The following is a 23,734-nucleotide window of genomic DNA, read 5'->3' on the forward strand; positions in this document are numbered from 1 at the left end:
AAGGGCCCGGGCAGTAATGCCCGTTCCCAACAATTAAAAAAGGGAGGCGGGAGCGTGCAGAAATTACTTTCATTAGTGGATGGAACATCAAAATACCTGTCGTATTTGGCGACACTTGCGCTGATCGCGGGGATGATAGCCGCATGTTACGAAGTTTTTGCGCGTTATGTACTGTCCCAACCTACGATATGGACGGGAGAACTTGTGCAGATCTTGTTCGGCTCCATTTTTCTACTATGTGCGGCTGACAACCTGCGCACGGGTGGACATGTTGCCATCGACTTTATCAATAGCCTTTTGTCGCGCCGGATGAATTTGATCCTTGCCGGAACTGTTAGTCTGGTTATCTGCATATACTCGGCTATCTTTCTTAAAGTTATTTGGAAGCGTGCCACTGACTCCATTTTGATGTTGGAGACTTCGAACACGCCCTGGGATCCACCTGTATGGCCTTTGTCGTTTCTCTTGATCGTGGCGGTCGGAACGATGTTCTTGCAGGCGTTAGCGTCGTTTATCCGAACCACACAGGGTAACGATCCCTCTCTACCACAAAAATAACTCTTATTGACTAAAAAGAGAAACCAATTATGGACCCTGCGCTCCTTACCGTTCTGCTTTTCCTATCGGTGATCATCGTGTTGTTTTTCAGCGTGCCAATTGCCTTTGGAGTTGGCATTGTCTCACTGGCTTTCGGCTATTTTGTCTGGGGTCCTGCTTCGATCTTTATTCTGGGCAGTCAAGTTTACTCGGGGATGCAGAATACCTCTTTGGTTTCATTGCCGTTCTTTATGTTCATGGCATCGATACTTGTTCGAAGTGGTATTGCCGACGACCTTTATAGCGCAATGTATTTGATAATCGGCAAAGTTCGAGGCGGGTTGGCTATCGGGACAATTTTCGTCTGCGCTGGAATCGGCTGCATGTCAGGCGTCAGCGCGGTTGGTGTGATTACTTCAACCAAGATAGCTTTGCCTGCGATGTTAAGCCGGAACTATGATGAGAAAATCGCGTTGGGTGTCATTATGGCTGGTGGGGCACTTGGCCAGCTTTTTCCTCCAAGCATTCTTGCAATCGTCTTTAGCGGGTTATCAGGCGTTTCAGTGGGTAAAATGTTTGCGGTAGGCTTATCGACCGGTGCCGTGATGGTATTCTTTCTCGTTGCCTATATAGTCGTTCGCTGCTGGTTGGATAAAAATCTGTGCCCTGCGGCTGATGACAGTATGATGGGACATATCGAACCAAAAGAACGTGTGCGTATCTATTTGCGGACTGTGCCATCCGTTTTGGTCGTTTTTGCAGTTTTGGGATCCTTGTTCGCAGGCATTGCCACACCGACAGAAGCGGCTGCGATCGGGGCCGCAGCAAGTATGATCATCGCATTGATTTTGGGCACCATCGATCTGAAGCGTATTTTTGAAGCGGCGGTCGAGGCCGCCAAGCAAACGACAATGGTGTTGTGGATTGCCCTCAATTCATTGCTTCTGGTCTCTGTTTATTCAGGTATTGGTGGTGATGAGGTTGTGCGTGCCTTGATAGATAGCTTGGGAGTTTCACCGGGGGTCGTGATTGGGGTTATGCTTGCCACAATCTTTGTATTGGGATTTTTCGTCGACCCTATCGGTATTCTGTTTTTGGTCATGCCGGTGTTTTTGCCCGTACTGACTGCGCTTGATGTTAATCTGGTTTGGATCGGTGCCCTCGTCATTCTGGTTTTGGAAACCGCGTATCTGACGCCACCATTCGGATATAACATATTTTTCCTGAAGTCAGTGGCACCGCCGTCCATTAGTTTGCGAACAATTTACGCCGCAGCGCCGGCTTTCGTTTTGATGCAACTGGTGACCGTCGCGGCGTGTTTTACGATGCCTGGAATTGTTCTTTGGATCATTAACTAGGAGACAACGAATGAAAGAAAGTGCAATTTACGATTATATAATCGTCGGCGCGGGCTCTTCCGGATGCGCTTTGGCGGAACGCCTAAGTCGAGATGCGACAGTACGTGTGGCGCTGATCGAAGCGGGAAAGAGTGATAAATCCTTGCTCATCAGGATGCCTGCCGGGGTACGACTGCTCTATAATGGCGCGGCCTATAACTGGAAATTCTCGACCACGGCCCAGCCTGAGCTTGAGGCACGCAAAATTTATATACCGCGTGGCAAGGTGATCGGAGGATCGTCTTCCATCAATTCTATGATTGCTATCAAGGGTGCCCGTAGCGATTATGATAAATGGGCGGCTGTCTCCTCTCCTGAGTGGGGCCCCGAAAACATGTATCGGGTTTTGCGTGAAATCGAAGATTGTAGCGCTCTACCCCTAGAGTGCCGTAACGGGCGCGGACAGGATGGGCCAATAAAGCTATCGCGGCGATTGACCGGCCATACCTTGTCCGAGGCCTATATTGAGGCTTGTGAGCAAGCGGGCATTGGGCAAAACGATGAAGGGTTCAACGGCGAAAATCAGGCGGGTGCTGGTTACTTTGATGTGAACATCGCGTATGGCAAACGCCATGGCGCGTCAATGTTCCTTAAGAAAGCGAGTGGTCGGAGCAACTTGACCGTTCTGTCCGGATTGCCAGTACGGCGGGTCCACCTAGAGAATGGTGCAGCTTGTGGTGTTGTAGTTAAAAAAGGCTCTGATGAAGTACTGCTCCGTGCCGATAGCGAAGTAATCTTAAGCGCGGGGTCAATTGGCACACCGCAGCTTTTGATGTTGTCCGGAATTGGGCCTTCGACGCATTTGCGCGAAACGGGGATAACCCCCATCATTGATGCTCCTGAGGTTGGTCAGAACCTGCGTGACCATCTGGATTGTTCAATACGTTGGGCGACGCAGGGCGTTGACACTTATACCAAATATTTTCGACCCTACGAGGGCCTTTGCCACAGCGCCCTAGCCGGCGCGCAATATCTTCTCAAAGGTACGGGAAGTGCTGCGACACAAGGGATTGAGGCGGGTGCCTTTTGGGGGACCGATCGTCCTGACCAAGCTGAATTTCAAACTCATCTTGTCTTGGCGTTAAAGTGGCCGCCGAAAGGAGAACAACATCCAAAGAACGGTTTTGCTTTGCGTGTTTGCCAGCTCAAACCACAAAGTGTTGGCGAAATCAGGCTAGCCTCCGCCGATCCGAATGATGCTCCGTTTATCGATCCGCGGTTTTTGTCCCATTCGAAGGATCTTGATATGCTGGCTGATGGCGTTACCCGTATGGTGGATGTCGTCGAAAGTGGAGCCATGCGGACATATCTAGATAAGGCGATTGATAAAGATGCATTAAGCACCGATCCCGAGGTGGTGCGTCGCTGGATCAGAAAAACCGCGGAAACCGTCTATCACCCCGTTGGCACATGTCGCATGGGTAACGATGATAGCTCTGTGGTTGATAGCGCCCTGCGGGTACGCGGCGTAGAAAACCTGCGTGTCGTGGATGCGTCGATCATGCCAACAATCCTGAGCGGAAATACCAATCTGAGCTGCATGGCTATTGGTTTGATTGCTGGCGAGACAATTCAGGCCAGTAGTTAACAGGAAGCTCCCCGGATTTTGACCGCCTACAACAGGTAGGGCACTCTAAATCTCCTGTTGTAGCCAAGACATGAAGGTAGGGAACAACGGATGGGTTTCAGTCGCTTTCGGTCGGATTACAGAAAAGGGGCAAACGATTGCTTTGTTATCGCTGAATGCATGGGCAAGGCGGTTTGACGAGAATTCACGGTCCAGAAGGGCTTCGATTCCGATAGCTATTCCAAGTCCGCTCATGGCTGCTTCGTACATCATCGACGCGTTTTCAAACCATTGACCACGCTTTGTATCAACATGAATGCCATTTGCATTTGACCATCTTTCCCAATCTTTGGGCCGGGTTTCGCAATGTAAAAGTGCATTTTGCCAATCGGCAACATCGCTGATCAACGTATTAGGCGGGAGATAATCCGGCCGACATACCGGAACCAAATTCGTCTCAAACAACCGCGACGAAATATATCTTTGATCCTCTAAACTATCTGAAAGTATTGCGAGGTCGATGCCCATCTGTTCGAAATGAATCTCATGACTAAGAGTGGTGACAATCCGAAGTTGCGCGCCTGGATGAGATTGCAAATACCGTGACCAGCGGGGGACTAGCCAGCTGACGATGAAGCTGGGGTAGGCGCATATAACAAGGGGTCGATCGGCATTTTTTCCGACCAGATTATGTGTGGCCAAACTAATTTCATCAAAGACGTCGGCTAGACTATCAGCGTAATTCCGTCCTTCGTGGGTTAAGGATATCTGTCGGTGCATCCGGTGAAAAAGGCTGCACCCCAAATAATCCTCAAGCGATTTAATCGAACGACTCACCGCTGCGGGCGTCACACTCAGCTCATTAGCAGCACTGACAAAACTTCCTGTTTGCGCTGCCATGACGAAAGTACGCAGTGCATTTAGTGGTGGTAATTTAGGATCCATCGACGCAACCTAGGACAATAAAAACTCAGCCAAAGACTAAGAATAACTTAGTTGCAAGTCAACGAACTAAGCTGAAATATTAAATTCAGTGCAGCATTAATGGACAAATTGTATGTCAAAAAAATCCTTAAGGGGACAGCTATGACCGAGAGACGTAGAAAATTCTATGCTTGGGGCTTTGAGGATCAAAGCGCCACACCCGAAGAGATGAAGCCGGTACTGGATACTTGGCACCGTACCTTCGAGGTTGATGCATTCGACGTAAAGCCCGCACCAACGCTTGATACCATCGATATGCCAGAGAGCAGAATTACCCATTTTCCAGAGGCAATCAAAGATATTTGCCGCACAGATCGGTATGAGCGTGCGTTGCATAGCTACGGTCGGTCATTTCTTGACAGCGCCAAGATGTTTCGCGGGGATTTCCGCAATGCCCCAGATGTGGTTGCTTATCCGCGTAATGAAGAGGATGTACGCGCGCTAATCGATTGGGCGGGTGACATTGGTGCGGCGGTTATTCCTTTTGGCGGCGGATCGAGTGTCGTCGGCGGTGTGAATCCTGAAATCAACGGAACCTATGCCGGTGTGGTGACCATCGACATGTGGTACTTGAACAAGATTTTGGAATTCGACCCAGTGTCGCGTTCTGCGCGTGTCCAGGCGGGGGTGTATGGACCCGACCTAGAAACACAGCTAAAAACCCATAACGTCACTTTGCGTCACTATCCCCAAAGCTTTGAGCTTTCGACCCTGGGCGGCTGGATCGCAACCCGGGCTGCCGGTCACTACGCGACACACGGCACCTACATCGACGATTATGTCGAAAATATCCGCATGGTTTCGCCAAGCGGCATCAGCGAAAGCCGCCGTTTGCCCGCCTCTGGCGCTGGTCCGTCGCCCGACCGTTATGTGATGGGCACAGAAGGATCCGTTGGAATCATCACCGAAGCTTGGATCAGAGTCTTGTCCCGGATCAAGCACAAGGCCAGCAAGACGGTGACTTTCGCCGAATACGATCAAGGTGTCGAAGCGGTGCGTGCGATATCGCAAGCTGGTCTTTACCCAGCAAACTGCCGCCTGATTGACGCGCTTGAAGCCAAGTTGACCGGAGCATTCGATGGTAGCCGGCCAATCTTGGTGTTGGGGTATGAAAGCTCACACTATCCGGTGGATCACTTGATGGACCTTACCGTCGAGCTGTGCCGAGAGTTCGGAGGCACACCGGTTGATGAGGCCGAACAGGGACGCAACAGCGTGGCTGGTCAATGGCGCAATGCCTTCATTCGCGGCCCATATTATCGTGAGCATATGACTTCGCGCGGAATATGTCGTGAGACCTTTGAAACGGCTGTGTGCTGGAACAATTTCAAAGAACTGCACAGCTCGGTCATCGAGACAGTGAATGCAGCGATCAAGCGGGTGACCGGTCGGGCGGGCACCGTCACTTGTCGCTTTACCCACGTCTATCCCAATGGCCCCGCGCCGTACTTCACGTTCCATTGCCTTCCAGACCGTGAGCGAATGGGCGAGCAGTGTATGGAAATTAAAATCGCCGCCTATGATGCTGTGATGAAGGCAGGGGGCACGATCACCCACCACCATGCCGTTGGCAGACTGCACATGCCTTGGTATGAAAAACAGCGCCCGGCGCCAATCGGCGCTGCATTCACTGCGGCAAAGAAATCACTTGATCCCAAGTCAATTATGAACCCCGGGGTGATCATCTCTGAACAGAGGGGAAACCCATGACTTTGCCGCTTGACGGCCTGCGGGTTCTTGATCTCTCGCGCATTCTTGCAGGGCCAAGTTGCACGCAGACCTTGGGCGATTTGGGGGCGGATGTCGTCAAAATTGAAAGGCCAGGCATCGGTGATGACATTCGCGGATGGGGCCCACCCTTCCTGAAGGATCGGGATGGAAACGACACCCGCGAAAGTGCTTATTTCATGTCCACAAACCGTAACAAGCGGTCTTTGACAGTTGATATAGGATCAGACGATGGCCTTGAAATCATCCATGATCTTATCGATAAAAGCGATGTTCTGGTCGAGAATTTCAAGGTTGGTGATCTCAAGCGTCGTGGACTGGATTGGGGGTCGGTCCACGCACGCAACCCACGTCTTGTTTATTGCTCGATCACGGGTTTTGGACAGACTGGTCCCTATGCCGAGCGGCCCGGCTACGATTTCGTCGTTCAGGGCATGGGTGGCCTGATGAGCATTACCGGAGAGGCCGCGGGACAGCCTATGAAGGTAGGGGTGCCGATCTCGGACATCATGTCAGGGATGTATGCGGCAGTATCTATCTTGGCCGCGCTCCGTGAACGCGACCAAACCGGTGTCGGGCGGCACATTGACATTTCGTTGCTCGATTGTCAGGCTGCGTGGTTATACAATCAGGCGTCCAACTACCTTGTCGGTGGTGTTCATCCGGGGCGTTTGGGCAATGCCCATCCAAACATCGTTCCGTATGAGACCTTCGCCACCGCTGACGGCCACATAAATCTAGCCGTGGGTAACGATGGTCAGTACCGACGCCTTTGTCAGGCCATCGGACGGCCCAATCTGGCCGATGATCCGCGCTTTGTCACCAACACCCTTCGGCTAACCAATCGTGACGCCGCTTTGATCGAGATTCGTGCAGAATTGGCCAAAAAACCTTCAGCCCAATGGCTTACAGATTTGCAGGCGGCCGGGATACCTTGCGGACCGATCAACACCATCCCCGAAGTGTTCGACGACCCCCACATCCAGGCGCGGGGTATAGTTCAAGAGATTAACCACAGCGCTGCGCCAAATGTGAAAGCAAAGGTAATGCGCACACCGATCCGCATGGAAGGCCATGAGTTTGGTGTTCGCCTGCCGCCGCCAATGCTGGGCGAGCATACGGACGAAATCCTGTCCAAAATGCTTAACTATGACCCCAAAAAAATTACAGATCTGCGTGAGAAAGGCACTATATGAGTGGCGCTGCTGTACCTCTTCCCGGACGCTTTGGGATACTTTGATCGATCGCTTTAATTGTTGGGTTTGGTGATGCAAGATCGCAAAACTCGATTCCGATTGACAACGATCAACGCAGCGAAATTTGGTTGCATCTGCAGGGATTACTCGTGCGCAGTTGAAAAAAACAAGTTCACAACTGTCTCCAAAGCCCTTTTAGATGAAATCGTTGACGCGTTCTAAGATAAATCCAGCCTGACGCTGGACCAAATGGGAGGAAAGTTGATGAGGTTAAAATTTGAACTGACTGTGGGCACAACGCTCTTAGGGTCAGGATTCATCAGAAAAACTCAGTTTGAGTCCATGGGCGATCCGGTACAGCGTAGGAGATGCAACAATGACCACACATTTATTCACTTTGGACAACATCGGCCCGCGTGGCCCCACCACGGGCGAAGCCTTCGTCGCGCCCACGGCTGTGCTAATCGGCGATGTGCAGATCGAGGCCGACGTTAGCATCTGGTTTGGTGCCATCCTGCGCGCCGACGATGCCACTATCTATTTGGGCACAGGGTCGAATGTTCAGGACAACTGCGTGCTGCATGTCGATCCCGGCTTCCCCATCCATATTGGTGTCAACTGCACCATCGGGCATCGCGCGATGATCCACGGCTGCACCATCGGTGACGGCACGTTGATAGGCATGGGCGCGACCATCCTCAATGGTGCCAAGATTGGCAAAAACTGCCTAATTGGCGCAGGCGCGCTGGTCACCGAAGGCAAAGAGATCCCCGACAACACTCTGGTCGTTGGAAGCCCTGGCCGCGCGGTTCGTAAGATCGATGCAGATGGTGTGGCTGATTTGGAAAAAGCTGCGGAACTTTATCGTCTCCGCTGGCGCCGCTTTGCTGGGGGGCTCCAATCCGCCACCCTGCCCGTCGGCATCACCACCTTGAAAGGTCTTTGATCTGGTTGCGAGGCTTGATCGGTCGCGCTGGCAGCAATCTTTTCCTCGACGGCAGCAATCTGCGCCTGGGTCTCGGCGATGGCGATGCTGCGGTATTCATAGAGAGTACAGCAAAGTGCGGGGCCGGTGCCGCGTGCGGCTATTGATGGCACGTTCAGGATATGGACACTGTCTGTAATATTGTTCAGCTGAAGGTTCGGCTTTTGGGGATCAGTCCGATGATCTGGCGTCGTGTGATGGTCCCGACAACAATTACCTTACGCGAGTTGCAGGGGTAGTGTGTGGATGCCCCCGGTTTTGCAAGGATTTTCTGATCTGTCTGGACAAGATTGATTGCGGTCGTGTGTCAGGCCTCAAGTTGCAGCTTTTCGCACGCCGCGGGCCAAGATGGTTCGTTCGCTGATCGGGTCCAATTCGATTCCGCGGGCTTTATGCGCCCTACCCCTATCAAGCAAAAGACTGCAGGTCTACCTAAAAATCTCGATCAATCTGATCCGGAAGCTCGTCAAACAGGATCACCCGCCCGTCGCCGCTGCTTGGACTGTTGACCAGCACAAACGGCACATCCGCCCCATCTTTCTCATAGATGCAGCGGTACTTCATCTGGCCGTCGAGCGGATCGCGCACGATAGCTGTACTTGATCCCTTGGTCGATCCAGGCCTCGACGCCTGCGGGCGTCACCAAGGACATGGGCTGCCCATCCAACAGCAACGTTTTCCCCACGTTGAATACTTCATCCATCTTTCGGTCTCCTCTGTTTGTCCTGTCATATCGCGTCACAGGCTGTGGCCTTCGCCACGATCCCTGTCCCGCGTGTTTTCGTTTTCGTCATCATCGCGCTCCTGCTCGCGGTCGTTGTCCGGTTCCAGCCGCTCGCGCGGCTTGTTCAAAACGTCCTTTAGCCGTTCATTGACGGACGGCTTGCGATGCTCGCGCTCGATGTCCTCGGAACGGCCCTGCCTTTGACGCTGGGCCGGGGTCCGCGACGGTCTCGCGGCCTCCTCGCCGAGGTCATTTTCGCTGTACCCGTCCAGCTTGTGAACCGCAGCCTGGCCGTCGCGCCCGGCGTCCTTCTCCATGATCTCCTTCAGCCGCTCGCGCGCGTAATTGCGACCTTCCGGCTTCGGCGTGTCGTCCTGGTCCCGGGACCGGCCCACAACCTGCGACAACCGCTCCCGGATATCATCTGACGTGCGCCCGTCGCGGTCTTTCGCGGTTGCGGCCCTCAGGGCCGCCAGACCGGCAGAGACGCGGCCCTGCCCCGCCTCGCGCTCGATGCCGTAGGTCTCCCGCGCGATATCCAGCCGCTCACGCATTTCGCGGAAGGCGGCGCGGGCCTGGCGGGCGGCATGGACCACGGCCCCGCGCTCGGTGACGGGGACGTATTCCCGGCCCTGACGCTCGGCCATCACCTTGGCGCGCCGCTCCATGGAATTGGCCGCTGGCCCCAGCTTCAGCTCGGGGTCGCGGTCCAGCTCCTCGGCCGTCAGCTTGTCGCCTCGATTCAGCGCGGCCTCGCGCTGCTTCTCAAGCGACCGGTGATCGACGCGCTCAACTTCCCCGACACGCTCCAGCGCGCGGTTCTGCAACTCGGCCCAAAGGCCGCGCATCTGCTCGATCTCGACGCCGCCGGTCTTCGCGGAATCGAGCACGCGGGTTTTGGTGGTGAAGCCCCCGGCTTCGAGCTTGCGGGTGGAGGTCAGGACGTGAGCATGGTGGTTGCGCTGATCGCCTTCGCGGTGCGGCGCATGGATCGCCACATCGACGGCCACGCCGTAGCGGCTCACCAGCTCTTGGGCGAAGTCGCGGGTAATCTGAGAGCGGTCCTCGGCGCTGATCTCGGACGGCAGGGCCAGCTCCCACTCGCGGGCGGTGACGGAGTTGCGGCGGGTCTCGCTGGCCTCGACCTCGTTCCAGAGGCGGGACCGGTCCGAGGCCCAGTCCGGCGCGTCCTTCGGTGCCAGGATGAAGGTCTCCTCGATGCCCTGCTTGCGGGTGTAATCGTGGACACGGCCTTCGCGCTGACACTCGATGCGCTCTCCGACACGGTAGGCTGCCGCCGCCGTGGCGGAGCGCCCGGCGCTGCGTTTGATCGTCTTCACGGAGAGGTGGTAGCTGGCCATGCGCCCTCCCCTCGCCAGTGATGCGGACAAGCCCGAGCGCCGCGGCTGACACCGGCCAATGCCCCGACATGGGCCGTCGGGTCAGCCGTCTTTTCTCCGCAAGAGTGCGCCCGGAACCGGCGCGGTCCGAGAAGAAAAGACAGCCCGCCTGAGGCGAGCCAACGGCTCTCCGAGGCGCAGGCTTGCCAGTGATCTGTCCCCAGATCCCCAGCCTCATGGGGGGCGGGATATGGGGGTAGATCACTGGCGGTTTGCCGGGGGCAAACCCGGTTCGTGTCGGCACCGTCAGGTCCGACGACACGAACCTCCCGCAAGGGAGACGCCAGCGGCAGACCGGCCCCCACCGTGGGGCATCGGGCGAGACGCTGGCGCGACCTTGCGGGACGCGATCCAACCGCTGAGGTTGGGCTGGGATGGTTTGGAAGGGGCAGCGCGCCCTTCCATGTCGCGGCGGCACGCAGCGAAGGGGATGGCCATCGGTCGGGGCGTGGCCCCAGAGAGATCGCACGCAAATCTCGGAGCCGCAGGTGGAGAGTTTGCATAAGTGCGCCCTTGTCCTTTACAGGCCTACGGGTAAGCGCTATCGCTCGATCTGACAAGACCAACCTGTCCACCTGCTCTTTTCAAAGATGGAGACGCACATTGGCAGAAACCGAACTCGAACGGGCCGAGAAACGATACGTTCAAGCCAAGGCCCGGCTCCAAGCGCTGAAGAACCGGGAAAACACCAGACAGCGCAAACTCGACACGCGGCGCAAGGTGATCCTGGGCGGAGCGCTCCTCGATCTGGCGGAACGGGATTCCGGGGCCGCTGCGATGCTCGATCGGCTGATCCGCAACCTGCCCCGCGAACAGGATCGCAAGGCCTTCGCCGACTGGGTGCAGCCCTCCGGGTCGCCCTCCCCTGCCCCGTCCGGCTCTGATCCGGAAAAGCCGTCCTGATGCGGGGCGTGATGCGCGTCTTCGGAGGGCTGTTCCGGTTCTTCGGTCGATTGATCTTCACGCCCATCCTGTTGGGCTGGATGATCGGCGCTGTCCTGTTCGGCGCGATGATTGGGGCACTTGTCGCCACGCCGTTCGTCTTCGCCTTCTTTGACCAGCCGCCCGGAGAAAGCGCATGGCAGTGGCTGGTCTTCGGGCCGTTCATTTTTGTTGGTGGCGTCTTCGGATTCCAGTATTGGCGCATGGCCTCTGGCGCGGACGCCTTCTTCGGGCTGACCGGCGACAGCCACGGCTCCGCCCGCTTCGCCAACCGCAAGGAGCTGAAGAAACTCCAGCGGGAAGACGGCCTTCTGATCGGGCGCAACCCGCACACCGGACGGCTGCTGCGCTATGACGGTCCGGCCCATCTGATCACCCTCGCCCCGACACGGGCCGGGAAAGGCGTCGGCACCGTCATCCCGAACCTGCTGGCGGCGGAACGCTCGGTCCTGGTCATCGACCCCAAGGGTGAGAATGCTCGGATCGCCGGGGAAGCCCGGCGGCGGTTCGGAACGGTCCACGTCCTCGATCCGTTTGAGGTCTCCGGGATGCCCTCTGCCGCCTACAATCCGCTCGACCGGCTGACACCGGACAGCCTCGATCTGGGCGAGGATGCGGCCTCCCTGACAGAGGCGCTGGTCATGGACCCGCCGGGACAGGTTTCGGAAGCGCATTGGAACGAGGAGGCCAAGGCCATCCTCGGCGGCCTGATCATGTTCTGCGTCTGCCACGAGGACCGCAACCGCCGGACGCTTGCCACCGTCCGGGAATATCTCACCCTGCCCCCGGAAAAGCTGCGCGCGCTGCTGGAGCTGATGCAGGACAGCGATGCGGCGGGCGGGCTGATCGCCCGCGCCGCCAACCGCTTCCTCGGCAAGGCGGATCGGGAAGCCGCCTCGGTGCTATCCAACGCACAACGCCACACGCATTTCCTGGACAGTCCGCGCATTGCCAAAGTCCTGTCGCGGTCGGATTTCCACTTCTCCGATCTGCGCCACCGGATCACATCCGTGTTTCTGGTGCTGCCCCCGAACCGGATGGACGCCTACAGCCGCTGGCTGCGCCTTCTGGTGTCTCAGGCCCTTCAGGACATCGCGCGGGACGCTGAGGCGTCCGTGAGGCCCCTGAGCGGTCCCGCAGACGCTCAGGGGGGCACACAGCGCCTCAAGACGCCCACGTTGTTCCTCTTGGACGAGTTTGCCGCCCTGGGCCGTCTGGAGGCCGTAGAACGCGCCATGGGGCTGATGGCAGGCTACGGGCTGCAACTCTGGCCGATTCTGCAAGATATGAGCCAGCTCAAGGACCTCTATGGCGAACGCGCGGGCACCTTCATTGCCAATGCCGGGGTGCAGCAGGTCTTCGGGGTGAATGATTTCGAGACGGCCAAGTGGCTGAGCCAGATGATCGGCCAGGAAACCGCCGGGTTCCAGACTGATAGCTTCAAGCCCGGTGATGGCCCCAGCTTCTCAAATAACCTCACGGGCCGTGATCTGCTGACCCCCGATGAAATCATGCAGCTCCCACCGGATCGCCAGCTCCTGCGCGTCCAAGGGCAAGCCACAGCCGTCGCGCAAAAGCTGCGCTATTACGCCGATCCCGAGTTCAAGGGGCTGTTCGTCCCGCAGGACCAGTAATCCGAAGGACGCCTCCCGATGCCAAACCAACCCGACCTCCCTGCTCTCTCCGACGATGATCTGCGCGAAACGCTCGATCTCATGGCCACGGCTGTCGCCAGCATGTCCGACAGGATCGACGATCTGACCGCCGTGGCGGACAAGCAGATAAAGATCACGACAGAAGCGCGGATCGCAGCCTTCGCCGCACGGGACCAAACCAATCCGAAAAAATACGGGGATCTTCTGGGCCAGACCTTCGACAGCCATCTGGGCGCAACCGCAGACGCAATGACAGAGATTGTCAGACGCCTTGGCGTCCAGACGGACAAGACCATCGGGGCCTTGGCCAAATCGGAAGATGACAGGTCCACAGCCTATCGAGCGGTGTTCGAACGGGAACAGAAAGCAGATCGCCTCAAAAGCCGCCTGCCTTGGTTTGGGCTGGGTGCATTGGTTTTGGCCCTGGTGCTGACGGTGACGCTTCCTCGTTTCTTGGCCAGCAACGCGTCCACATGCGCTGTCCTTGGAGCATCCTGGACCACGACAACCACGGGTGTCGATGCGTGCGTGTTCTATCGACGGTGAGCAGCTAGAATCGTCAGTTGATCGGGTTTCTGTGTGAAATTGCGTGGTGCTCCATGCTCTCTAGATGTGTTCGTCCGTACTACTTAGCTTGGAACTTGCATGCGAAATGCGGAGTAATTTTGTAGTGTTAAATATGTGTTATATAATGTGTTACGCTGTGGATAAGTGTTCATAGTCCTATGAATTCATTAGGCTTTTAGAAGTGGCCTGTGTGTAGAGTCACGATAAAGCGTGTGTAAAGACACGAAAGAACGTGTGTAAAGACACGAAAGCTCTGTGCATGTGTGTGAAATCACGAAAGGGCTTGACCGTGTGTGTGAAATCACGAAACATAGGTCATGGTGTGTGAAATCACGAAAGACGGCGACCGCTCTCCCTTGCTGCCAGATCGGCAGGAACAAGGCGACTTTTTTGTATGCGATATCTTTGATGCCGCACCCAAGGGCGACATGGCTTCGATGGCGCATCCGATTTTCTCGCTTTCTACAAAACCAGATTACCGAGTGCGGCGATACGAAGATGGGACGGGGCGAAACTATCTCGAAGTGAAACCTTCGTCCGATGGTCTGGCCACGATCCACGATCGCGATGTGCTGATCTACTGCATCAGTCAAATTATGGCAGCTATCAACAAAGGTCAGAAGGTTTCAAAAATCGTTCGCCTGAAGGCGTTCGACCTTCTGAAAGCAACGAACCGGCCATCGGATGGGCGTGGATATAGCGGCCTTCGAAGCGCCCTCGCCCGGCTGCAAGGGACACAGGTTGAGACGAACATCGTGACCGGCGATGTCGAGCAATTGGATATTTTCAGCATCATCGACCGCGCTCGCATCGTACGTGAAACCCGCGATGGTCGGATGCAGGAGATCGAGGTGCAGCTCTCAGATTGGGTGTTCAACGCGATCCAAGCGCATGAAGTTTTGACCCTCCACCGGAACTATTTCCGGCTGCGTAAGCCATTAGAGCGGCGCATCTATGAGATCGCTCGCAAGCACTGTGGCTCGAAGAAAGAGTGGAAAATCAGTCTTTCTGCTTTGCAAGACAAGTGCGGATCGGCTTCGACCTCTCGCGAGTTTAAGCGGCTGGTCGGCAACATTGTCGCTCAAGATGAGGCGTACAATCATATGCCGGACTATTCAGTCCGGTTAGACGAAAACATGGTCGTATTTGTAAACCGTCACGCGGAAAAGCCGCAAGCTCTGGCGGTTCCATCCGGGGCGATCCGTTTGAGCCCTGACGTTTATCAGGAAGCCCGTAAGGTTGCGCCGGGATGGGATATCTACACGCTAGAGCAAGAATGGCGCGAATGGATGGCCGACGGTGGCCTCGATGCACCGGCCAACCCGGACAGGGCATTCTTAGGGTTCTGCCGGAAAATCTTTGAGAAACGCGGCAACCCTTAGCCGCTTCTACCCTTCTGCTCTTCAAGCAACAACTCCAAGCCCTGCCAAAGGGTAAGATCGCGCGTTGAACAAAAAGCCCGGAAATCATCCACCACGCGCTTCGGGCCAGGTATCGAAACTTTGTCCTGCGGCTCTTTGCGTTTGGGGCCAGGTTTGAGGCGCGTCGTTGGCTCCCTGTTGACGAAGCCAAGATCGGCACCGGCCCTGACGGCCTCGCTTAATGAGCTGCCATCGACCTTTGGCCGAGGCTTGGGTGCTGGTGTTGTCTTGGGCAGGTCTATCCCGCCTGAGAAGCCGTATTTCCCAATCATGCCACTTGCTCCTTGGTAAGGGTTGCAATGACGGTTTGTGCGTAGTCGCGGGCATTCTCGATGGCTCCGGTCACCTGCTTCATGGCCTTGTCGGATACAGACGCGGTTTTGCCCTGCATTTCTTGCGTCACGATGTCAGGCAGCTCTGACAAGAGCACACCGTCCCGGAAGATGCGGGTGTAAGGCGCGCGCTTGGCGATCCGAACGGGTAGCGTCGGGATGTTGTTGAGCTCCATTTCTTGCCGCACGTCGCGCTCATCCGTGGTCTGGAACGCGGCGTTGGTGCGAGTGAACAAGAGAGCGTAGTTGATTTGCGCGCGGATCATGTTTGCTGTGGTTTGTACCAAGCGAACCGCTTGCGCGGCTTGCCGGGCTTCCATAGGCGAGCCATCGAGCGGGATGATGCACAAATCTGTCCGCGATAGCGCGAAAGTGACGATCTGATCCTTCGACCCTTCAAGGTCGATAATGAGATAGTCAGCCTCGTCGGATAGGTTGTCGATGAGCTCGACCGTCTCTTCGGCCTGCGGTCGCGCATGAACTGTGAAAGGAACGTCTCTACCCTCGGCTTCGCGCGTCTGGGCCCATGCAAGGATGTTGGCGTTTGGGTCCAGATCGAGAATCGCTACGCGACCGCCAGAAATAGCGATCTGTTCAGCCAAGAGCATGGCGGACGTAGTTTTCCCCGAGCCGCCTTTCGGGTTTGCGAAGGTGATTACATACATGGCGGTAGATTGCCTTCGTTTAACTCTAACGTCAACTATGTCGTTAACATTAATTATAGAGTTAACTTTAACGACATAGTTAGAGTTAAATTCGGGAGTGCTTTGAGCTGTTCGACATCACATCTAAGTCTTTCAACCCTAAGGGTTTTCAGTAATGGAACCGCAGTTGCGCAATCTCTAGGCTTTGGCCATCGCCAGCTCCACTGACCCGGTAGACCATTCGATCTTCCTTAGAAATCCGCCGTGACCACCAGCCGGTCAAATCGCCCTTCAAAGGTTCCGGCTTGCCGGTTCCCTTGAAGGGGGTCCGCTTGCACTGCTTGATCAGATCGTTGATCCGGTCGCGTACCTTGTCGTTGGTGTTGACCCAGTATTGATAGTCTTCCCAGGCCTGATCGGAAAAAACCAGCTTCACTCGGTCAGCTCACGCTCTTCGCCAGTTCCAGCATCGAGTTGCGCGATCGACGCGCGCAAGCGGGATGCGTTTTTCGGTGTGGACAAGAGGTGCAACGTCTCGTTGACGGCGTTCCAAGTGTCCAAGGACACGACCACAACGGACTCGCCCTTCTTGCGCGTCACGACAACTTCCTGCTTGTCGTGGATCGCTCGATCCATGACGCCCTTCAGTTGAGCTCGTGCGTCTGAGTAGGTCATAACATCCATGTCAACTCTCCTTTGCTTCCCTCTATATGTACAATATTAAGTACAAGTAAAGAGGTCGCGCGACATGGGTGGCCTAATTGAATGACAGACTGCCCCCACGCGTTGATCACAGTTTAGGACGGTCCTGTTCGGGAACCTCCCAGGGATCGTCGAGGGTGACGAGGCCGTAACGGTGCCCATCATGGTCAGCCTTTGGCAAAAAAGTGATCAACGCCACGTCCCAGGCCAGATTTTTGTCCCGCATGTGCTGCTGACGAAAATGGCCAAAGTGGGTGAGATACCCAAGCCCTTCCAATTCCTGGCACAACTGGGAAATGCTGGTCGCATACCCCAGCCGCTGGCTGGCTGTGCTGATCCCCCATATCCCGTCAAGGTCGTTCATCCATTCTGAGATTGCCGCTGTCAATTCGAGCGCGTCGTCCGCCTCCACTGCCTCGGCATTAATCATGAGCGCGTGCCACTCACGGTTACGGGAGTAGAAGTCATTCGCCTTCTTAATGGGCGATGTGGGCACGAGGGCAGTTTTTTTCAGCGCACGCTCAATCTCTTCTTGCTGACGCTTCTCCTGCTCGGGTGTAGGCTTGGCGAACACAGTCACGTCGAACCCAATGCCGCGAGCAATACTCCGCAAAGTCTGAACGTCAGGCACATGCCGTCCGCTCTCCACCTTTTGGATCGTGCGGACAGTTAGCCCGGCAGCATCTGCAAGGTTCTCTTGGGTCAGCCCAAGCATCTTACGAAGATACTTACACTGGGCAGCGATATACTCGGCATTTCGTTCCATAACTTCCATCAGATCACTCCATGTTGCTGATGGGAAGATTATCCTAGGCACAATCATGAGCGTCCACGAACGCAACCCGAACGCTGTCCGAACCACTTTCTTCTCTGCGACCCTTCATGCGAGCTTTATGATAAAAGCTTGCATCAGTGCCCAAGCTGAAAACCCAACAAAACAAAGGGAAAGTGCAGCATCTCGCAACATGCTGCTTCCATCATGCAAGGTTTATGGGTATTATATCGCTATAACCTCGCAAGGATTTGCCTGTGAAAGCTGCCGTTGAGACCACCTGGAACAAGGGCCGCGTTGTGGGCAAAAAGCCTCCGCTGACCCCCGACCAGGTCTCCCTGATCCGGATGATCCTGCGCCAGGAAAAAGCCTTGCGTGATCTGGCGCTGTTCAACACCGCCCTCGATACCAGCTTCCGGGGCTCCGATCTGGTGCGGCTGCGGGTGGCAGATGTGGCGACCCCAGCAGGGGTGCGCGAGATCGTCGAAATCCGGCAGAAGAAAACCGAGGCCCGCAATGCACGCCCGGTCCAGGCGCGATTGTCTTCAAACACGCGCGACAGCCTGCGCGCCTATTTCACCGCCTCTGAAAAGCCGCTGCACGGCTGGCTCTTCACGGGGCAGGGGGCACGATGGTCCAATACCCACCTCAGCGAAAGCCAGCTTTGGCGGCTATTCCGCTCCTGGCTGGAAAAGGCACATCTCGACCCCAGCCTCTACGGCCTGCATTCGCTGCGCCGGACCTTCCCGACCCATATCTACCAGCAGACCGGCAACCTGCGCGCGGCCCAGCTGCTGCTCGGCCATGCCAGCATTGAAAGCACCAAGGAATACATCGGCACCGAACAAGCCGAAGCCCTCGAAATCGCCCGCAAGTATCATCTCTGATGCAGACCTACCTTGAGAAACGCCAGCCTGCGCAGAAAATGGCCCGGTTTTACCGGATGGCCGTGATGCCGAACCTGTTCGGAGAATGGACGCTTCTGCGGGAATGGGGCCGGATAGGGCAGGGCGGTCAGGTCCGCATGGATTGGTTCGCGGACGAGGACCAGGCCGTCGTGGCGCTGGTTACGCTGGAGGCCGCCAAGCGTCGGCGCGGCTATTGGGTCGAGCCCCAGCAGCTCGTGATGTTCAGATGATAGCGTGATGGACTCGCACAAGCCTCTTGACTGGCCAGCAACGCCGCCCGCATGTCCTTAGGACATGCGGGCGGCGTTGCTGCTTTTTAACTGAGTAAATCTCGTCATTGTAGGGCGGCTTAAAAGTATAGTAATTATACCATTTTCAACATATATTACCCTTCATGAAGTTTGAGTATGACCCCGACAAAAGCGCCGCGAACCGTGAAAAGCACGGGATCGACTTTGATGAGGCCCAGGCCCTCTGGGATGATCCTTATCTGATCGAGGCCCCTGCCAACGTCACGGATGAGCCACGCTTTCTGGCGGTTGGCATGATCGGGGCCAGACACTGGACGGCTGTCTACACATACCGTAGCGACCGGGTTCGGATCATCTCCGTGCGCCGCGCTCGCACACAGGAGATTGACCACTATGAAAGCGACTGAATTCGACGAACGGTTTGCGGCGGGCGAAGACATGTCCGCCCATGTCGATTGGACAAAGGCGCGCCGCCTCAATGTCGAGGCCAAGCGGGTGAACGTGGATTTCCCGACCTGGGTTGTCGCAGGTCTGGACAGGCAGGCCCAGAAGCTCGGCATCACCCGTCAGGCACTTATCAAGATGTGGATCGCTGAACGCCTAGAGTGAGGCGCGCACTGGCCCGATCGCGCCGGGCATTTCGCCAAATAAATCAATACGCCCTTGGATAAAGCTTTGCCTGCTGACATGGCTCTGTTGCACAAATCCCGTGAGGGATTCATCTCGTGAATCCCGCATGGTAGCTGGGCTGCATGAGCAGACCGACACCCCCGACTTACAAGACCAGGAACTGGCCAGCCTATAATGAAGCGCTCAAGCGCCGGGGCTCGCTGACGATCTGGTTCGACCCCGAGATGCGCTGGGATGCCGTGCCGACAGGCAGGCGTGGCCGCCAGCAGACCTATAGCGATGCAGCGATCCAAACGTGCCTTACGATGAAGGTCCTGTTCGGCATGGCCCTTCGACAGACGACTGGGTTCGTGGAGAGCCTGTTGCGGCTGGTCGGTCTCGACTGGTCGGTGCCCGACTTCAGCACCCTCTCTCGCCGTCAGAAGACGCTGGCTGTAAACATCCCGTATCGCGGGTCCAAGGGGCCTGTGCACCTGCTGATCGATAGCACCGGGATCAAGGTCGAAGGCGAAGGGGAATGGAACGCTCGCAAACACGGCGGCCCGAAACGCCGGATATGGCGCAAGATCCACCTCGGCATCGACGAAGAAACGTTGGAGAGACTCTGTTGCACAAATCTGCTGATGGCCGAGGTCCCCCTTTCCCCGGACAGATTCATCCCACGGCTTCTGTGACCGGTATGCCAAGCGCGGTGTAGCCGTTCAGGACGGCGATACGGACCTGGAGCTCGGCGACCTGGCGGTCGAAGTCCCGGGCCATGAGCCTCTGGCCCAGCAGCTTCACACAGTGCATCTTTGTCTCGACGCGGCTTCGGCGATGGTATCCGCTCCATCTTCGCCAGAGCGCCCGACCAAGGTATTTCGCTGCGCGCAGAGCTTCGTTCCGGGCCATGGCTCCTGCTGTGATCGCCTTCCAGGGCTTGGCGTTCCTGCGGGGTGGAATGATGGCATGAGCACCGCGATCGGCGATGGCGTTGTGGCATTTGCGCGTGTCGTACGCGCCGTCTGCCGTAACGCTGCCAATCTCTTGGTCCTCCGGAATCTGGCTGAGCAGATCAGGCAGCACCGGTGCATCGCCGATATGGCTCCCGGTGATCTCCACGGCCCGGATCTCCAACGTTTCTTCGTCGATGCCGAGGTGGATCTTGCGCCATATCCGGCGTTTCGGGCCGCCGTGTTTGCGAGCGTTCCATTCCCCTTCGCCTTCGACCTTGATCCCGGTGCTATCGATCAGCAGGTGCACAGGCCCCTTGGACCCGCGATACGGGATGTTTACAGCCAGCGTCTTCTGACGGCGAGAGAGGGTGCTGAAGTCGGGCACCGACCAGTCGAGACCGACCAGCCGCAACAGGCTCTCCACGAACCCAGTCGTCTGTCGAAGGGCCATGCCGAACAGGACCTTCATCGTAAGGCACGTTTGGATCGCTGCATCGCTATAGGTCTGCTGGCGGCCACGCCTGCCTGTCGGCACGGCATCCCAGCGCATCTCGGGGTCGAACCAGATCGTCAGCGAGCAGCATAGGTAACATAAAGTTGCTCAAGGGTTAATATTTACTCGTTTGTCAGCTGCAAGAAGTAGTGAAAGCCTGCAAACTTAGTCAGCTTTTCGCTGTGATATGAAGTCATCAGTGAGTGGTCAAGATCGGACGAGGGCCATTTGAGACTGATGCTGTAATCGCCGAGCTGATTGGAAGTTGTATGGGAGCACACCTTTTAGACCAGTCCTATAGACCTACCATTCGATCAGATGGTCTAAGTTGGAGTGCAAAATATGCGTGAGAAAAATAAACTGTTGTTGAAGCGACCTCAATTGGGAATTTGTAAAATATGAGCTATTCAGAGGTTCAGCATTTTATTGGCGGCAAGTGGTGTCCGGGCGGCGAAGGTTTGGCCCTGGATGTTTTGAATCCCGCTACCGAACAAATGATAGGTAAAGTAGCTGTCGCAACTAAAAGTGATTTGGATGCCGCTCTGGAATCCGCGCAGCTTGGGTTTGAGGAGTGGGGGGCTATGTCAGCTTATACCCGCTCGAATATATTGCGAAATGCCGCGATTATTCTGCGTGAGCGCGCTGACATGATCGCCGGGATATTAACGCTAGAGCAAGGGAAGCCATTGGCGCAGGCCAAGGCCGAAGTTCTAGCCGGTGCCGAATTCATAGAATGGAGCGCTGAAGAGGCGCGCCGGACATACGGGTTGGTTATTCCTGCGCGCAATGCCGAAGTGCTTCAGCTCACGTTACGCGAGCCAGTCGGGCCAGTAGCGGCATTTGCGCCGTGGAATTTTCCCATCAATCAATGTGTGCGCAAGCTGGCAGCGGGTTTGGCGGCGGGTTGTTCCTTTGTGCTGAAGGGGCCGGAAGATACGCCCGGCTCACCTGCTGAACTTGTGCGTGCCTTTGTTGACGCAGGCGTGCCGGGGAATACAATCAATTTGGTTTATGGCGATCCACCAATGATTTCTGGCCATCTGATACCGCATCGTGTGATCCGTAAAATCAGCTTTACAGGATCGACACAGGTCGGGCGGCAAATTGGGGCTATGGCTGCAAGCCATATGAAACGCATGACGCTGGAGCTCGGAGGCCACGCACCCGTTATTGTTGCTGAAGATGCCGATATCGAGGCTGCTGTGAAATTCATGGTGCTTCAAAAGTTCCGGAACGGCGGACAGGTCTGCACGTCGCCTACGCGCTTCCTGGTTCAACAGAAGGTCTTCGATCGTTTTGTTGAAAAGTTTGTCAAACAATGCGCAGAGTTGGTCGTTGGCGATGGGCTTGATCCCGCAACAGAAATGGGGCCGCTTATCAATCGCAAGCGGGTCGATTCAGTTTCCGAGTTGGTGGATGAGGCAGTGTCACTAGGCGCCAAGCTTTGCACAGGTGGAAATCGTATCGCCAACAAAGGGTTCTTCTATGCACCAACAGTTCTCACAAATGTCCCGATTGCTGCGCGTATTATGAATGAAGAACCGTTTGGTCCAGTTGCTTTGATCAATCCATTCAACACTCTGGATGAAGCGCTGGAGGAAGCAAACCGTCTTGAATTCGGGCTAGCATCGTATGCTTTCGCCGGAAGTGCCGCGACAGTTGCAAAGCTGGGCAAGGGGATTGCGGCCGGTATGGTGAGCATCAATCATCTAGGATTGGCTTTGCCCGAGGTTCCCTTTGGTGGGATCGGAGATTCCGGAGTGGGTACAGAAGGCGGAGCGGAGGCCGTCGCCCAGTTTTTGGCAACAAAATTTGTCACTCAACAAACGATCGGAGGATAGGATCTGACGCGTTGTGCGTCATATCAAAATAAGACTAAAATCAAACAGGGAGAGAAAAATGAAAACCAAGTTGAAATCAATAGCGCTGTCAGCCTTTGCAGCTGCGTTGACTTTTGGCCCCTTACAGGCGTCAGCAGCCGATGTTGAATGGCGCATGCAGACTTACGCGAGCACGGGGATGTCAGAATACAACTCGCTCGTCGTAAACTTCGCCAATCGGGTCGAGAAAGCCTCTGCTGGGCGTATGAAAATCCAGGTCTTTCCAGCAGGGCAAGTGGTTGCTTCGCCAGAAGTAACAGAGGCTGTGCGCGCTGGTGCGCTAGATCTCGGCAACACTTTCTTACTCTATTACGGTGGTAAGGAACCTGCCTTGCAGGGGATTAACGAATGGCCCGCAGGCCTCTATGATCAGCAAGCATTAGAATGGTTCTATTCCGGCGGCGGTAAAGAATTGCTTCGGCCAGTTGGTGAGCGGAACAACTTTTACTACCTAGGCGTTACGACACTGCTTGGCGAAAACATCTGGTCCAACAAGAAGATCGAGTCTCTTGAAGATTTTAAAGGTCTCAAAATTCGCACTGCAGGTTTGACCGCTGAATCCCTTTCCAAATTTGGCGTTTCTCCGGTTAGCATGGCATCTGAAGACATCTATACCGGCATGCAACGCGGAACGATTGATGCGTTCGAATTTGTATCCACACCAGTTCATTACGGCTTTGGTTGGCATGAAGTTACCAAATATGTCATTAACCCAAAATTCACGATGGGCGGGGCTTCGGATTGGATTGTGAACCTGGATTCATGGAACGCATTGCCTGACGACCTGAAAGAGATTGTGGACAACTCTTTGCGGGCCGCAAGCGATGATTTCTTTGTGCAGTCACGTCTTGAAGAGGGCGAGATTGTTAAGAAGCTTGAGGAAGCGGGAGTTGAGTTTCTTACGTGGCCAGAGGGCGATATCGAAAAATTCGAGAAAGCCCGCTATGAAGTCGTTCGCGAAAAGTATTCGCCCAACTCAGAAGACTTTCGTGTGATCCAGCAGTCGCGCATGGATTTTTTGACCAAGCTTGGCTACGCTGTCGAAGCGCCCTGAAACCTGAATATTATTGTCTGAACTAAGAAA

Annotated in this window: 26 protein-coding genes and 2 pseudogenes; 19 read left to right on the plus strand and 9 right to left on the minus strand. The window is 55.7% G+C overall.

Annotation, left to right across the window (positions count from 1 at the left end; all coding sequences use genetic code 11):
• Positions 1-54: 54 nt before the first annotated feature.
• The 3 genes from FIU89_RS21915 to FIU89_RS21925 are packed head-to-tail and all read left to right on the plus strand — an operon-like array spanning position 55 to position 3,522.
• Positions 55-558, plus strand: coding sequence for a TRAP transporter small permease subunit (locus tag FIU89_RS21915; RefSeq protein ID WP_102106010.1), 504 nt, complete (start codon positions 55-57; stop codon positions 556-558).
• 29 nt (positions 559-587) lie between these two features.
• The gene (locus FIU89_RS21920; protein WP_152494721.1) at positions 588-1,895 is read left to right on the plus strand and encodes a TRAP transporter large permease subunit; all 1,308 of its coding nucleotides are present in this window, start codon (positions 588-590) and stop codon (positions 1,893-1,895) included.
• 10 nt (positions 1,896-1,905) lie between these two features.
• Positions 1,906-3,522, plus strand: a complete 1,617-nt coding sequence (locus FIU89_RS21925; RefSeq protein ID WP_037239062.1) for a GMC family oxidoreductase — start codon at positions 1,906-1,908, stop codon at positions 3,520-3,522.
• 45 nt (positions 3,523-3,567) lie between these two features.
• On the opposite strand, the gene FIU89_RS21930 is transcribed toward FIU89_RS21925, so the two are convergent.
• Positions 3,568-4,446: a LysR substrate-binding domain-containing protein gene (locus FIU89_RS21930; RefSeq protein ID WP_037239202.1), complete on the minus strand. Its 879-nt coding sequence runs from the start codon at positions 4,444-4,446 to the stop codon at positions 3,568-3,570.
• A gap of 99 nt (positions 4,447-4,545) precedes the next feature.
• Between FIU89_RS21930 and FIU89_RS21935 the strand changes: the two genes are divergently transcribed.
• The 5 genes from FIU89_RS21935 (at position 4,546) to FIU89_RS22885 (ending at position 8,633) form a co-directional block, all read left to right on the plus strand.
• Positions 4,546-6,195: an FAD-binding oxidoreductase gene (locus FIU89_RS21935; RefSeq protein ID WP_254701919.1), complete on the plus strand. Its 1,650-nt coding sequence runs from the start codon at positions 4,546-4,548 to the stop codon at positions 6,193-6,195.
• Positions 6,192-7,409, plus strand: a complete 1,218-nt coding sequence (locus tag FIU89_RS21940; protein ID WP_037275504.1) for a CaiB/BaiF CoA-transferase family protein — start codon at positions 6,192-6,194, stop codon at positions 7,407-7,409. The genes FIU89_RS21935 and FIU89_RS21940 overlap by 4 nt, the downstream gene beginning before the upstream one ends.
• Before the next feature lie 376 nt (positions 7,410-7,785).
• Complete coding sequence (locus FIU89_RS21945; RefSeq protein ID WP_099911054.1) at positions 7,786-8,355, plus strand: gamma carbonic anhydrase family protein; 570 nt, start codon at positions 7,786-7,788, stop codon at positions 8,353-8,355.
• On the plus strand, positions 8,352-8,501 hold the full coding sequence (locus tag FIU89_RS22500; RefSeq protein WP_216647101.1) for a hypothetical protein: 150 nt from the start codon (positions 8,352-8,354) through the stop codon (positions 8,499-8,501). The genes FIU89_RS21945 and FIU89_RS22500 overlap by 4 nt, the downstream gene beginning before the upstream one ends.
• A gap of 15 nt (positions 8,502-8,516) precedes the next feature.
• Positions 8,517-8,633, plus strand: a complete 117-nt coding sequence (locus FIU89_RS22885; protein WP_099911053.1) for a hypothetical protein — start codon at positions 8,517-8,519, stop codon at positions 8,631-8,633.
• 193 nt (positions 8,634-8,826) lie between these two features.
• Here FIU89_RS22885 and FIU89_RS22740 read toward each other — a convergent pair whose 3' ends face one another.
• Both FIU89_RS22740 and mobQ read right to left on the minus strand, forming a co-directional pair.
• Positions 8,827-8,982, minus strand: coding sequence for a hypothetical protein (locus tag FIU89_RS22740; RefSeq protein ID WP_254701920.1), 156 nt, complete (start codon positions 8,980-8,982; stop codon positions 8,827-8,829).
• A gap of 150 nt (positions 8,983-9,132) precedes the next feature.
• Entirely contained in the window at positions 9,133-10,479 is a 1,347-nt protein-coding gene (gene mobQ / locus FIU89_RS21960) for a MobQ family relaxase (protein WP_152494722.1), read from the minus strand.
• A 642-nt stretch (positions 10,480-11,121) separates the two neighbouring features.
• Between mobQ and FIU89_RS21970 the strand changes: the two genes are divergently transcribed.
• The 4 genes from FIU89_RS21970 (at position 11,122) to FIU89_RS21985 (ending at position 15,064) form a co-directional block, all read left to right on the plus strand.
• Positions 11,122-11,421 (plus strand): mobilization protein, encoded by a 300-nt coding sequence (locus FIU89_RS21970; protein ID WP_152494723.1) that lies wholly within the window; start codon positions 11,122-11,124, stop codon positions 11,419-11,421.
• The gene (locus tag FIU89_RS21975; RefSeq protein ID WP_152494724.1) at positions 11,421-13,094 is read left to right on the plus strand and encodes a type IV secretory system conjugative DNA transfer family protein; all 1,674 of its coding nucleotides are present in this window, start codon (positions 11,421-11,423) and stop codon (positions 13,092-13,094) included. Before FIU89_RS21970 ends, FIU89_RS21975 begins: the two co-directional genes overlap by 1 nt.
• A gap of 18 nt (positions 13,095-13,112) precedes the next feature.
• Entirely contained in the window at positions 13,113-13,661 is a 549-nt protein-coding gene (locus FIU89_RS21980; protein ID WP_152494725.1) for a hypothetical protein, read from the plus strand.
• Positions 13,662-13,999: 338 nt separating this feature from the next.
• Complete coding sequence (locus FIU89_RS21985; RefSeq protein ID WP_152494726.1) at positions 14,000-15,064, plus strand: replication initiator protein A; 1,065 nt, start codon at positions 14,000-14,002, stop codon at positions 15,062-15,064.
• Here the strand turns inward: FIU89_RS21985 and FIU89_RS21990 are convergent.
• From FIU89_RS21990 to FIU89_RS22010, 5 genes are all read right to left on the minus strand, one after another.
• A complete protein-coding gene (locus FIU89_RS21990; RefSeq protein ID WP_152494727.1) occupies positions 15,061-15,375 on the minus strand; it encodes a hypothetical protein in 315 nt (104 codons plus the stop codon). The two genes, FIU89_RS21985 and FIU89_RS21990, sit on opposite strands and share 4 nt — an antisense overlap.
• Positions 15,372-16,100, minus strand: a complete 729-nt coding sequence (locus tag FIU89_RS21995; RefSeq protein WP_152494728.1) for a ParA family protein — start codon at positions 16,098-16,100, stop codon at positions 15,372-15,374. Before FIU89_RS21995 ends, FIU89_RS21990 begins: the two co-directional genes overlap by 4 nt.
• Before the next feature lie 148 nt (positions 16,101-16,248).
• Positions 16,249-16,515, minus strand: coding sequence for a Txe/YoeB family addiction module toxin (locus FIU89_RS22000; protein WP_152494729.1), 267 nt, complete (start codon positions 16,513-16,515; stop codon positions 16,249-16,251).
• On the minus strand, positions 16,512-16,763 hold the full coding sequence (locus tag FIU89_RS22005) for a type II toxin-antitoxin system Phd/YefM family antitoxin (protein ID WP_036743750.1): 252 nt from the start codon (positions 16,761-16,763) through the stop codon (positions 16,512-16,514). The genes FIU89_RS22000 and FIU89_RS22005 overlap by 4 nt, the downstream gene beginning before the upstream one ends.
• 106 nt (positions 16,764-16,869) lie before the next feature.
• A complete protein-coding gene (locus tag FIU89_RS22010) occupies positions 16,870-17,556 on the minus strand; it encodes a helix-turn-helix domain-containing protein (RefSeq protein WP_152494730.1) in 687 nt (228 codons plus the stop codon).
• 254 nt (positions 17,557-17,810) lie between these two features.
• On the opposite strand from FIU89_RS22010, the gene FIU89_RS22015 reads away from it, so the two are divergent.
• The 5 genes and pseudogenes from FIU89_RS22015 to FIU89_RS22035 all read left to right on the plus strand — a co-directional run.
• Positions 17,811-18,440, plus strand: a complete 630-nt coding sequence (locus tag FIU89_RS22015; RefSeq protein WP_172978219.1) for a tyrosine-type recombinase/integrase — start codon at positions 17,811-17,813, stop codon at positions 18,438-18,440.
• The gene (locus FIU89_RS22020) at positions 18,440-18,691 is read left to right on the plus strand and encodes a WGR domain-containing protein (protein WP_152494732.1); all 252 of its coding nucleotides are present in this window, start codon (positions 18,440-18,442) and stop codon (positions 18,689-18,691) included. Before FIU89_RS22015 ends, FIU89_RS22020 begins: the two co-directional genes overlap by 1 nt.
• A 164-nt stretch (positions 18,692-18,855) precedes the next feature.
• On the plus strand, positions 18,856-19,119 hold the full coding sequence (locus FIU89_RS22025; RefSeq protein ID WP_152494733.1) for a BrnT family toxin: 264 nt from the start codon (positions 18,856-18,858) through the stop codon (positions 19,117-19,119).
• Complete coding sequence (locus tag FIU89_RS22030) at positions 19,106-19,321, plus strand: CopG family antitoxin (RefSeq protein ID WP_152494734.1); 216 nt, start codon at positions 19,106-19,108, stop codon at positions 19,319-19,321. The genes FIU89_RS22025 and FIU89_RS22030 overlap by 14 nt, the downstream gene beginning before the upstream one ends.
• Positions 19,322-19,464: 143 nt before the next feature.
• Positions 19,465-19,941: pseudogene (locus tag FIU89_RS22035) on the plus strand (IS5 family transposase); the annotation flags it as partial.
• A 55-nt stretch (positions 19,942-19,996) separates the two neighbouring features.
• Here FIU89_RS22035 and FIU89_RS22040 read toward each other — a convergent pair.
• Positions 19,997-20,854 (minus strand): annotated as a pseudogene (locus tag FIU89_RS22040) (IS5 family transposase); the annotation flags it as partial.
• A 314-nt stretch (positions 20,855-21,168) separates the two neighbouring features.
• Between FIU89_RS22040 and FIU89_RS22045 the strand changes: the two are divergent.
• Both FIU89_RS22045 and FIU89_RS22050 read left to right on the plus strand, forming a co-directional pair.
• A complete protein-coding gene (locus tag FIU89_RS22045) occupies positions 21,169-22,611 on the plus strand; it encodes an NAD-dependent succinate-semialdehyde dehydrogenase (RefSeq protein WP_037239070.1) in 1,443 nt (480 codons plus the stop codon).
• Positions 22,612-22,669: 58 nt separating this feature from the next.
• The gene (locus FIU89_RS22050; protein WP_152494735.1) at positions 22,670-23,704 is read left to right on the plus strand and encodes a TRAP transporter substrate-binding protein; all 1,035 of its coding nucleotides are present in this window, start codon (positions 22,670-22,672) and stop codon (positions 23,702-23,704) included.
• Positions 23,705-23,734: the final 30 nt, after the last annotated feature.

This window comes from Roseovarius sp. THAF27, assembly GCF_009363655.1.
Classification (GTDB): Bacteria; Pseudomonadota; Alphaproteobacteria; order Rhodobacterales; family Rhodobacteraceae; genus Roseovarius.

What these genes read in the sequence shown, in the direction of transcription:
- FIU89_RS21920 (WP_152494721.1), top strand. Translation starts at nt 588, where the DNA reads ATGGACCCTGCGCTCCTTACCGTTCTGCTTTTCCTATCGGTGATCATC.
- FIU89_RS21925 (WP_037239062.1), top strand. Translation starts at nt 1,906, where the DNA reads ATGAAAGAAAGTGCAATTTACGATTATATAATCGTCGGCGCGGGCTCT.
- FIU89_RS21930 (WP_037239202.1), bottom strand. Translation starts at nt 4,446, where the DNA reads ATGGATCCTAAATTACCACCACTAAATGCACTGCGTACTTTCGTCATG.
- FIU89_RS21935 (WP_254701919.1), top strand. Translation starts at nt 4,546, where the DNA reads ATGGACAAATTGTATGTCAAAAAAATCCTTAAGGGGACAGCTATGACC.
- FIU89_RS21940 (WP_037275504.1), top strand. Translation starts at nt 6,192, where the DNA reads ATGACTTTGCCGCTTGACGGCCTGCGGGTTCTTGATCTCTCGCGCATT.
- FIU89_RS21945 (WP_099911054.1), top strand. Translation starts at nt 7,786, where the DNA reads ATGACCACACATTTATTCACTTTGGACAACATCGGCCCGCGTGGCCCC.
- FIU89_RS22885 (WP_099911053.1), top strand. Translation starts at nt 8,517, where the DNA reads ATGGACACTGTCTGTAATATTGTTCAGCTGAAGGTTCGGCTTTTGGGG.
- mobQ (WP_152494722.1), bottom strand. Translation starts at nt 10,479, where the DNA reads ATGGCCAGCTACCACCTCTCCGTGAAGACGATCAAACGCAGCGCCGGG.
- FIU89_RS21975 (WP_152494724.1), top strand. Translation starts at nt 11,421, where the DNA reads ATGCGGGGCGTGATGCGCGTCTTCGGAGGGCTGTTCCGGTTCTTCGGT.
- FIU89_RS21980 (WP_152494725.1), top strand. Translation starts at nt 13,113, where the DNA reads ATGCCAAACCAACCCGACCTCCCTGCTCTCTCCGACGATGATCTGCGC.
- FIU89_RS21985 (WP_152494726.1), top strand. Translation starts at nt 14,000, where the DNA reads ATGGTGTGTGAAATCACGAAAGACGGCGACCGCTCTCCCTTGCTGCCA.
- FIU89_RS21990 (WP_152494727.1), bottom strand. Translation starts at nt 15,375, where the DNA reads ATGATTGGGAAATACGGCTTCTCAGGCGGGATAGACCTGCCCAAGACA.
- FIU89_RS21995 (WP_152494728.1), bottom strand. Translation starts at nt 16,100, where the DNA reads ATGTATGTAATCACCTTCGCAAACCCGAAAGGCGGCTCGGGGAAAACT.
- FIU89_RS22005 (WP_036743750.1), bottom strand. Translation starts at nt 16,763, where the DNA reads ATGGATGTTATGACCTACTCAGACGCACGAGCTCAACTGAAGGGCGTC.
- FIU89_RS22010 (WP_152494730.1), bottom strand. Translation starts at nt 17,556, where the DNA reads ATGGAAGTTATGGAACGAAATGCCGAGTATATCGCTGCCCAGTGTAAG.
- FIU89_RS22020 (WP_152494732.1), top strand. Translation starts at nt 18,440, where the DNA reads ATGCAGACCTACCTTGAGAAACGCCAGCCTGCGCAGAAAATGGCCCGG.
- FIU89_RS22025 (WP_152494733.1), top strand. Translation starts at nt 18,856, where the DNA reads ATGAAGTTTGAGTATGACCCCGACAAAAGCGCCGCGAACCGTGAAAAG.
- FIU89_RS22030 (WP_152494734.1), top strand. Translation starts at nt 19,106, where the DNA reads ATGAAAGCGACTGAATTCGACGAACGGTTTGCGGCGGGCGAAGACATG.
- FIU89_RS22045 (WP_037239070.1), top strand. Translation starts at nt 21,169, where the DNA reads ATGAGCTATTCAGAGGTTCAGCATTTTATTGGCGGCAAGTGGTGTCCG.
- FIU89_RS22050 (WP_152494735.1), top strand. Translation starts at nt 22,670, where the DNA reads ATGAAAACCAAGTTGAAATCAATAGCGCTGTCAGCCTTTGCAGCTGCG.